This is a genomic window from Mesorhizobium sp. P2_F8, from assembly GCF_056403655.1.
Genome location: NZ_JBFUFB010000052.1, coordinates 1 through 7,075, shown reverse-complemented (window position 1 = coordinate 7,075; position 7,075 = coordinate 1). Strand labels below are relative to the sequence as shown.

The following is a 7,075-nucleotide window of genomic DNA, read 5'->3' as shown; positions in this document are numbered from 1 at the left end:
ATTCCAGTCAGGGATACATGATCCCGATGAACTGGTGTCCAAAATGAACACTGGCTACGAGGATTGGCTAGGCGAGATCGGCGCTACGGGTCCTTTCATACCGCCCAAACTATCGTCCGAAGACCGTCTCGTAGGCGACAATCGCTTGCCAGGGTCAGACCTAAGAGGCAGGCCAGCCGTAGCGAATAGAGTTCGGATTTAAGAAAGCCCGGATTTTTTGGTGACGGGCATCCGGCCGGCATTTTTTCAACCGCGGGGCATCGTCCAAAAGGCTGTATTCCAACAAACTCCAGCGAGCGCGCTATGATGAATATTAGGCGCCGTTCCCCTCAAAGCGCCGCCGGGTAATGGCTCGGCGCCCCGCTGGTTTGTTGAGTGTCAAAAGGGCGCCGGGATGGATTGCCTGGCGGAAAAGCGACCGGCTTCACTGGCATTTCTGGGTCAACATGGTAGTGCCCGGCCGGGAGGGGAAGGCTCAGGGCTAACCGTCGCATTTAAAGCCCTTAACCTTTATTCAATACGCCTAATTTAGCATCGTTTAATGCGCTTCTCCATTCTGCTTTTTGGCTGGGCGGCATTCTTCGGTTGGGACTTTGCTGCCAACGATGGCGAATTCACAGTGGGCCTCGGTATGCGAGTTGCCCACCTACTCCATCTTTCTGGTCTTATGTGAAGCACCAGCGCGCGTTTCCGTTGGCCTCTTTAGGCACGGGAGGGACCATCCTTCTTCCGCCTGACCCGCATTCGCATACGGTGGTCCTCGTGACTAGTCGTGCTCATCAGGGGCGACCTTGTCGGCTTGGGGTGGTGTCCCCCTTCTGAAAAGAGAAGGGCGAAACGATAGATCCTCAAGGGAACAGGTCGGTAGATCGCGCGCAAAAGTGCGTCCGCTGTGCGTTGGCCAAGTTCAAGCATGACGTTGTCGTATGTGTCGGAAATCCGGCAATTGGGGCAAGATAGGAGGTCGGAACCTTGCGGCTCACTGACACTGCTAAGGGGCACTCTGCACGAATTGCAGACAATGCTAGGGGCGCTTTCTATCATCTAGACAGATATCTCGCTGTTTTAATCTACAGAGCAATTTCGGTGCCAAGCACAATTGATCCGTGGCGGGACATCTAGCGCCGCTCGCTTGGCGCTATTAGAACTTCGGTTTCCAGTCGCGGTTGCGCTGCACCTGGATACCCTCGTAATCAGGAACCACAGTGAAGAACACCGGCCGGCGGTCGCGCCTTGCAGCCTTACAATCCGAGCAGCCGAAGAGCCCGAACAGATCCCAATGCATGGAGCCGCGATCCGGGCCGAGCCGGTCGATAAGCGCTTGGACGTCGTTGAGATGGTTCCGGCAAGCGCCCGGTAAGGCCCCTGAAAGGATGATGGCCACCCGCACTTAGCCTTAATTGAGCGACTTCAGATTTGGTTGTAGAGTCACTCGAGCGGGAGATCTGACCTCCCCCGCAATGGCCGGTGCAAGCTTTAAGGCCGGCACCCGCCGTCGACTGCGGATGTACCAGCGACGGCGGGAGCAGCGGCAAGCACCGGCCTTCAGGGCAAGTAGCGCCCCGCCAGCGCCCGTTCACTCATGCCGCTAAGCAGGAGTTGCGCGTCGACAAAATCATCAGAGAAATTAATTCGTCGACGACCGTCAGCGAATCTTTTGGCGGAACCTGGAGTGGCAACTGGTGCAATCCTGCAAAATCATGTGCACCAAGTGTTCTGCGGGTAGCGTCGCCGGATCGGGTTCAGCCGCGTTAGGGCGCTTCCCCAGCAGACTTCCGCCGTCCATCATCGTTCCAGGCCCCATCCGCATTTCGGCGTTGATTTGCGGGGGCGCATTCGCAGCCTCCTTAGCAAGTGCAGTTGCGAGCGTGGCGATGTGGTGAGCCAGCGCCTCAAAACTTCGTCGGTCTTGGTCGATTTCCGGTTTGGCACCGGACGGTGGACCGAGCGATCCGGATGGAAACTCGCCAACGAGGCTCCCGGTTCGATCTCGTAGGGTTTCGGCAGCGTCTCGAAATGCAGCAGCATTGTAAGGGACTTGGCCGTTAAACATCCCAGCAAGCGTTTTTGCAGCCGCTGCCATTTGTTTCATGGACGCTTGGCGGGCCACGATGAGTGCTTCACTGCCAACCTTGGCAGCGGCCAGGCCTGAAACACAAGCCAGTGCAAGCCCCACCGCAAGGACGATGCGTTTCACCGAGTTGTGCGCTCCCCAGTGCGGGCAGGCCGCAACTCCAACCGTCATGCGCCTACCTCCAAGTCATGCTTCGGCCATACACCTTCCAGTACATGGAAGGTCAAGCCGCGTGATCTCGCCGGCAAGCGGCGAATGGTCACTCCGGCACGCCAGCATCTGTCGACCTCTTCGCCGATCTCGATCCCCCGAATTCCGATCACCGCCGCGTCAGCAATCAGTTTGTGCGTGAGCTCGTCAACCGAGATGACATCGGGCCTTTGCCGTCTCGGGGACGTTGTTGGCAATCCATTGATCTAGGAAATCGATTCCGCGCGTGCTCATTGAGCCATAAGCTCGGCCAACGGCTTAGGTTCCAGCGGGCGGTTTTCAGATAGAGCTACGAACGATCCGGCCTGACATCGCGCCGATCACCACATCGAGTAATTCAATGTCCTTCAAAGCTGCGATTTCTAAAGGGTCGGTGCTTTGGGCTAGAGTCCTGATTTCAGGCACGCCATCAGCGTCACGGGGCGCAAAGCTCTCGACCAGGACATCTCGATACTGCTTCAGCAAGCCGAGCGCATGATGATCTAAAGTCTCTTGATCCACAGGCCGATCGTATCAGAGCGCCAACGGCCTCGCCAGCAAGCGTTTCCCCTGGCCGCCGTCCTACAGCGCCGAAGCGTCCCGCGCGGCCTGGCACTCGTCGACCCTTTCAGATCCGTCAAAACAGGCTGACACGTTGAGCTTGGGGAAGTGCAAGACCTTGGCCTGCCACCGTGTCCGCTCAATCTCGTATTCGCCAACGCCCTCGGCCCATCGCGTCCAGCCTCGGTCAGGGCGTTCGGTAAGTTCGCTCTCGCGCATGGCTCGCGTTGGCCTGTCTCATTTCGGGACAAAAATGCTGGCACCGGTTTTGCACTGCATAGATTGCCGGTACCCTCCTCCTACCGGCCCTGATCGGGGATCAGGAAGTAAACTTTCGCCGGGCTTGAGGGATTGGGGTTCCTTCGCCCGGCGAGTTTTCTTTCAATGCAGCACCATGGCGCCGGCCAGCGAGGAGCATCGCTTGAAGCTTGGCATGGGCAAGGATGAGAAGGATCTGGCTTTTCCGACGTGGGATGGCCGTATTCGAACCCCTCGCCCGTTGTCAAAAGAGTTCGCTCGGGAAGCCGAAACTGCTGGTGATCCGCAAGTCACCTTCCATCGTCATATCACGCACCTGTTGCGCAACGGCGTTCCTGTGCAGGTCGTGTCCGCCCGCGCCGGTCACGCCGATCCGTCAGTCACCCTGAACATTCATGCGCACCTGCTCCCAGGACAGCAGGAAGGTGCCGCAGCGGTGGTTGACGCGGCCCTCAATGCCGCACTACAGGAATGAAGCGCGAACCAGTCGGGAACGCCTTCGGTGCCAATCCGGTGCCAACAGGCCGAAGCCAGCCGGCAGCGCACTGCCTAAGTGATTGAAAAATCACAACGGAGGAATGGCCGAGCGGTTTAAGGCACCGGTCTTGAAAACCGGCGTGGGTGCAAGCTCACCGTGGGTTCGAATCCCACTTCCTCCGCCACAACCGTAATAAAATCAATATGTTAATTGGCAAAATCGGGTCGTGACATAACCGTTGCCATGCCCGAGAAAAAAGCCCGCCACCGAAGCAGCGGGCCAATGGGTCGGCGTCGGACCTATTGAATGCATGATCCCGGCGGATAGTGCTCAGGGTCGTAGTGCGAAGGCGAGACGAGCATGAAGTCTTCTTCTCTGCGGATAGGCATCATGCCGAAGATGTTGCGGTAAGCGTGGTGGAACGGCACGACGATCATGTCGTTGCTCGGCTCTGTCGCTGCTGATAGCGGGTCGAGCGTGGCGCGTGGGTTGATCAGGGTCATAGTGGCCGCAGCCTCTTGCCCATAAATGTCTCGAAGGCCGGCTCAGTCAGCACCATACGATCCATGGACGTGTTGACGCTGAAGGTTCGATCGCCGTCGATTTTGTAGTCGTTCAACCGGACGCTGTAACGAATACGGTCGCGCCCGCCTTCATAAATGCCATCGCCCTCGTACCGCCCTGAACAACGGTGCGCCGAAATCACGACTGCACAGCCGCCATCCTCATCATCGGAAAGCGGAGTGCAACGCCAGTGCCCTATGCGTGGGTCGATTTCCTCAGCGGCCTTGCGCAGTTCTTTCAGGTGGAAGTCGTAGCGCTCCCTTGCGGTCATCTGGTCGCCGTCCGGCACCTCGATAGCCGGCGACTGTGAGGCAAGCGCGTTTCCTGCGCCCGCTACGGCCGGAATAGAGGCTAGTGCGCCAAGCGCGGCGCGACGTGTAATCGTGGTCATGTGTGACTTCCTCTCCAAATGTTGAGGAAGCCGGGCAAACGCCTAGCGAATCTGTGACGGGGTGATAAATCTATGGTCGGTCACTTCGAGGCCCTGCAAGGCTTCCGGTGGCAAGTGCCGGTCGATAGCGACGAACTGTCGACCGGTGCGCCTACGATGTTCCTGTTCTCTGAAATAATCAAGCGCGCCCTTGCGAGGGCGAAGCTTGCACGCGATGCTCTCAACCGAGACCGGGGGAGAGAGTCATGAGCATTTCAGAGGGCCAAAAGACCTTTCGAACAGTTGTGACCTATGGGGCGCCTCTGCCGATGCTAATTGCGTCTTTGGCGCTGGAACTGGCGCTGACTTACGAACTGCCCTCGAGTTATCTCCGGGTTGCCATTTACGCCGTAATGGCCTCCGGCTTTTATTTGTTCATTGTGATAGGCATTTTGCTCTACTGGCTTAGGGAATCGAGGAGATGGGCCTACGGTCTGATCGAGATCGGGGTAGCATTGGTGCTGCTAATTTTTTCGATCTTCTTTCACCCGCCTATTCCGCCACCCGAACCAGGGGCGAGCATATATACTGTCCCCTTCGTTCAGAGCATCCTTCAGACTCTGGCAGCTTGGTACGTTCTCGTTCGCGGATTGGATAATCTCGGCCAAGGCCTCACACAGTACCCTGTGTGGCGCCGCCGTTGGCAGTGGTTCAGTTTGCAGCCCGTGGATCTCCTGCACCAAAAACCCGAAAATGAAGAGGCGCCCTAGCGGCCCCTTCGGCTTCGGCGTGATCGCACCGTGGGGCGCGGGATGAATGCCCTCAATGCCGCCGGCCTGATCGAGCGGCAGACGATGGTCAAGCGGGATCACAGGGGCGAGGCCATCGGCCGGCTACGACGCATCCATCTGACGCTGCCAAGTCAGGGAGGTGAACGGACAGAGGTGAACGGACAGCCCGAGGTGAACGGACAATATCAGGCAGGTGAACGGACAACCGTTGTCCGAATATACCCTGACAGAACTACCCCTGATAAAGAAATCCGCCGGGAGAAAAAGGTTAGTGCTTTACGTGTCCGCGCGAGAGGATGTCCCTTCACCCTACCGCAATGATCCTGACTTCCTCGACACGTTCGATCGGACCGTGATGGAGATGACGGACGGCAAGCCGATCGGTGCTGGCGAGATAGACCGGATCGTGCAGCAAACCTTCGATCAGACCACGGATAGCAGCGACCTGTTCATGCCCTTCCACTGGCGCGATGTGTGTGCCCTGCGATCGAGCGAGACAGAGACCTGGTTCAGGCGCCGCGTCGGCCAATTGATCCATAGGCGGGCAGCATGAGCCGGCAACCTCTGTCATTCCCGCCGGGAACATGGTCCAGGCAGCAGGCCGCGGTCTGAAGCCCCAGACTTCATAAACGCTCCCAATGCGCGCCCAACTGCTTGGAGTATTTACGCCATTCGCGTTCAACAGCTATCTGGCGCTCCTCCCTCTCGTAGGTTTTATCGGCCTGCTCGCTGAAGTTTTCACGCTCCTGGTGCATCCGATCAGCGCTCGCCTCTTTGCGCTCGCATAGCCGATCGTAGACCTGACGGATCTTGGCAAATATCCTCATTAGCCCAACTCCTTGTAGAAGCCTGCATCGAACGGGGCGAGAGCATGCGCTACATCGCCAGTCAGTTCGGCGTGTCCGCCATGACCGCATCCCGCATCAAAAAGCGGATGAAGGCTCGGACACAATTATCCGTAACATAAGACACTGTTACATATAAGCTACCAATGCGCTCATCACGATAGCGCTGTGCGCCACTGGCAGGCGCAAGGGTAGGATGGTGCACTGTAGCAGCGGCAACGTTGCCGCGCGTCCTGGGTTCGCCGCAACAGAGGAATATAATCCTGACACCGTTTGCGAAAGCAAGAGCGATGCTCCGGAACAAACCGGGGATTCACAGAATCGGTGTTTCGATCTATGGTGAGGGTATGGACACGGTTTTCGATGACCTTTCCTCTGCCCTCAGGGAGCCCCACCAAGACGTGTGGAGCCCCGTCCGTGCCTTCGCCATGGAGTTGGCCGGGAAGCTCGTCATGGGCCTCGCTATCGGCCTAGGAATAGCCGTCGGTCTGGCAATCGCCGGTTAGGCTGCAACGCCTAGCTGCCTATGGCGTTAAGGCCGATTTTCCCAACATCCCCCTTGCTGTGGCTTTGGCCATGCAGCGCTTTTGAACGTCGTGGAAAACACCGTCGTCGCAATCTGTACAAATAACGGGATATATCTTCCAACAAAGAGCTACTTCTATAGTTAAAGTCGCCAAAATCCCCGCAAAATCATTTGGTTAGTCCGAACCCGCAAGCGCTTTCGGAGATCATTCCAGTTAACGTTGCGTTAAAATCCCTTTGACTCCGGAACTTAAGCGACCGCTAAATAATCCTCGACGGGGTGGCTTTGAAGCATAGGTCGGCTCCGGGGTTGAAAGTCAAAAAGGGGGTAAGTAAACATGCATAAGTTCTTTAAGCAGTTTCGCGACGACGAATCTGGCGCCGCGATGGTTGAATACTCTATTCTGGTCGGCATCATTG

9 protein-coding genes, 1 tRNA gene and 1 pseudogene are annotated in these 7,075 nt (G+C 57.4%); 4 read left to right on the top strand and 7 right to left on the bottom strand.

Going from position 1 to position 7,075, the window contains the following annotated elements:
- Window positions 1-1,141 precede the first annotated feature (1,141 nt).
- The 4 genes and pseudogenes from AC1DZP_RS35350 to AC1DZP_RS35335 form a co-directional block, all read right to left on the bottom strand.
- On the bottom strand, window positions 1,142-1,384 hold the full coding sequence (locus AC1DZP_RS35350; protein ID WP_477308891.1) for a hypothetical protein: 243 nt from the start codon (window positions 1,382-1,384) through the stop codon (window positions 1,142-1,144).
- 261 nt (window positions 1,385-1,645) lie between these two features.
- A complete protein-coding gene (locus tag AC1DZP_RS35345; RefSeq protein WP_477308889.1) occupies window positions 1,646-2,197 on the bottom strand; it encodes a c-type cytochrome in 552 nt (183 codons plus the stop codon).
- Between the two features lie 146 nt (window positions 2,198-2,343).
- Window positions 2,344-2,518: pseudogene (locus AC1DZP_RS35340) on the bottom strand (DUF768 domain-containing protein); the annotation flags it as partial.
- Window positions 2,519-2,563: 45 nt separating this feature from the next.
- Window positions 2,564-2,785, bottom strand: coding sequence for a hypothetical protein (locus AC1DZP_RS35335; protein WP_477308887.1), 222 nt, complete (start codon window positions 2,783-2,785; stop codon window positions 2,564-2,566).
- A gap of 460 nt (window positions 2,786-3,245) precedes the next feature.
- Here AC1DZP_RS35335 and AC1DZP_RS35330 point away from each other — a divergent pair, with 460 nt between their 5' ends.
- Together AC1DZP_RS35330 and AC1DZP_RS35325 are read left to right on the top strand one after the other, a co-directional pair.
- Complete coding sequence (locus AC1DZP_RS35330; protein ID WP_477308886.1) at window positions 3,246-3,557, top strand: site-specific integrase; 312 nt, start codon at window positions 3,246-3,248, stop codon at window positions 3,555-3,557.
- A 97-nt stretch (window positions 3,558-3,654) separates the two neighbouring features.
- Window positions 3,655-3,744 (top strand) — tRNA-Ser (locus AC1DZP_RS35325).
- Between the two features lie 115 nt (window positions 3,745-3,859).
- Here the strand turns inward: AC1DZP_RS35325 and AC1DZP_RS35320 are convergent.
- Both AC1DZP_RS35320 and AC1DZP_RS35315 read right to left on the bottom strand, forming a co-directional pair.
- A complete protein-coding gene (locus AC1DZP_RS35320) occupies window positions 3,860-4,063 on the bottom strand; it encodes a hypothetical protein (RefSeq protein ID WP_477308884.1) in 204 nt (67 codons plus the stop codon).
- Window positions 4,060-4,515 (bottom strand): hypothetical protein, encoded by a 456-nt coding sequence (locus AC1DZP_RS35315; RefSeq protein WP_477308882.1) that lies wholly within the window; start codon window positions 4,513-4,515, stop codon window positions 4,060-4,062. Before AC1DZP_RS35315 ends, AC1DZP_RS35320 begins: the two co-directional genes overlap by 4 nt.
- 245 nt (window positions 4,516-4,760) lie before the next feature.
- Between AC1DZP_RS35315 and AC1DZP_RS35310 the strand changes: the two genes are divergently transcribed.
- Together AC1DZP_RS35310 and AC1DZP_RS35305 are read left to right on the top strand one after the other, a co-directional pair.
- Window positions 4,761-5,264, top strand: a complete 504-nt coding sequence (locus AC1DZP_RS35310) for a hypothetical protein (RefSeq protein ID WP_477308880.1) — start codon at window positions 4,761-4,763, stop codon at window positions 5,262-5,264.
- A gap of 229 nt (window positions 5,265-5,493) precedes the next feature.
- Window positions 5,494-5,838: a hypothetical protein gene (locus AC1DZP_RS35305; RefSeq protein ID WP_477308878.1), complete on the top strand. Its 345-nt coding sequence runs from the start codon at window positions 5,494-5,496 to the stop codon at window positions 5,836-5,838.
- A 70-nt stretch (window positions 5,839-5,908) separates the two neighbouring features.
- Here the strand turns inward: AC1DZP_RS35305 and AC1DZP_RS35300 are convergent, their stop codons facing one another.
- Window positions 5,909-6,112, bottom strand: coding sequence for a hypothetical protein (locus AC1DZP_RS35300; protein WP_477308876.1), 204 nt, complete (start codon window positions 6,110-6,112; stop codon window positions 5,909-5,911).
- Between the last annotated feature and the right edge of the window lie 963 nt (window positions 6,113-7,075).

What these genes read in the sequence shown, in the direction of transcription:
- AC1DZP_RS35320 (WP_477308884.1), bottom strand. Translation starts at nt 4,063, where the DNA reads ATGACCCTGATCAACCCACGCGCCACGCTCGACCCGCTATCAGCAGCG.
- AC1DZP_RS35315 (WP_477308882.1), bottom strand. Translation starts at nt 4,515, where the DNA reads ATGACCACGATTACACGTCGCGCCGCGCTTGGCGCACTAGCCTCTATT.
- AC1DZP_RS35310 (WP_477308880.1), top strand. Translation starts at nt 4,761, where the DNA reads ATGAGCATTTCAGAGGGCCAAAAGACCTTTCGAACAGTTGTGACCTAT.
- AC1DZP_RS35300 (WP_477308876.1), bottom strand. Translation starts at nt 6,112, where the DNA reads ATGAGGATATTTGCCAAGATCCGTCAGGTCTACGATCGGCTATGCGAG.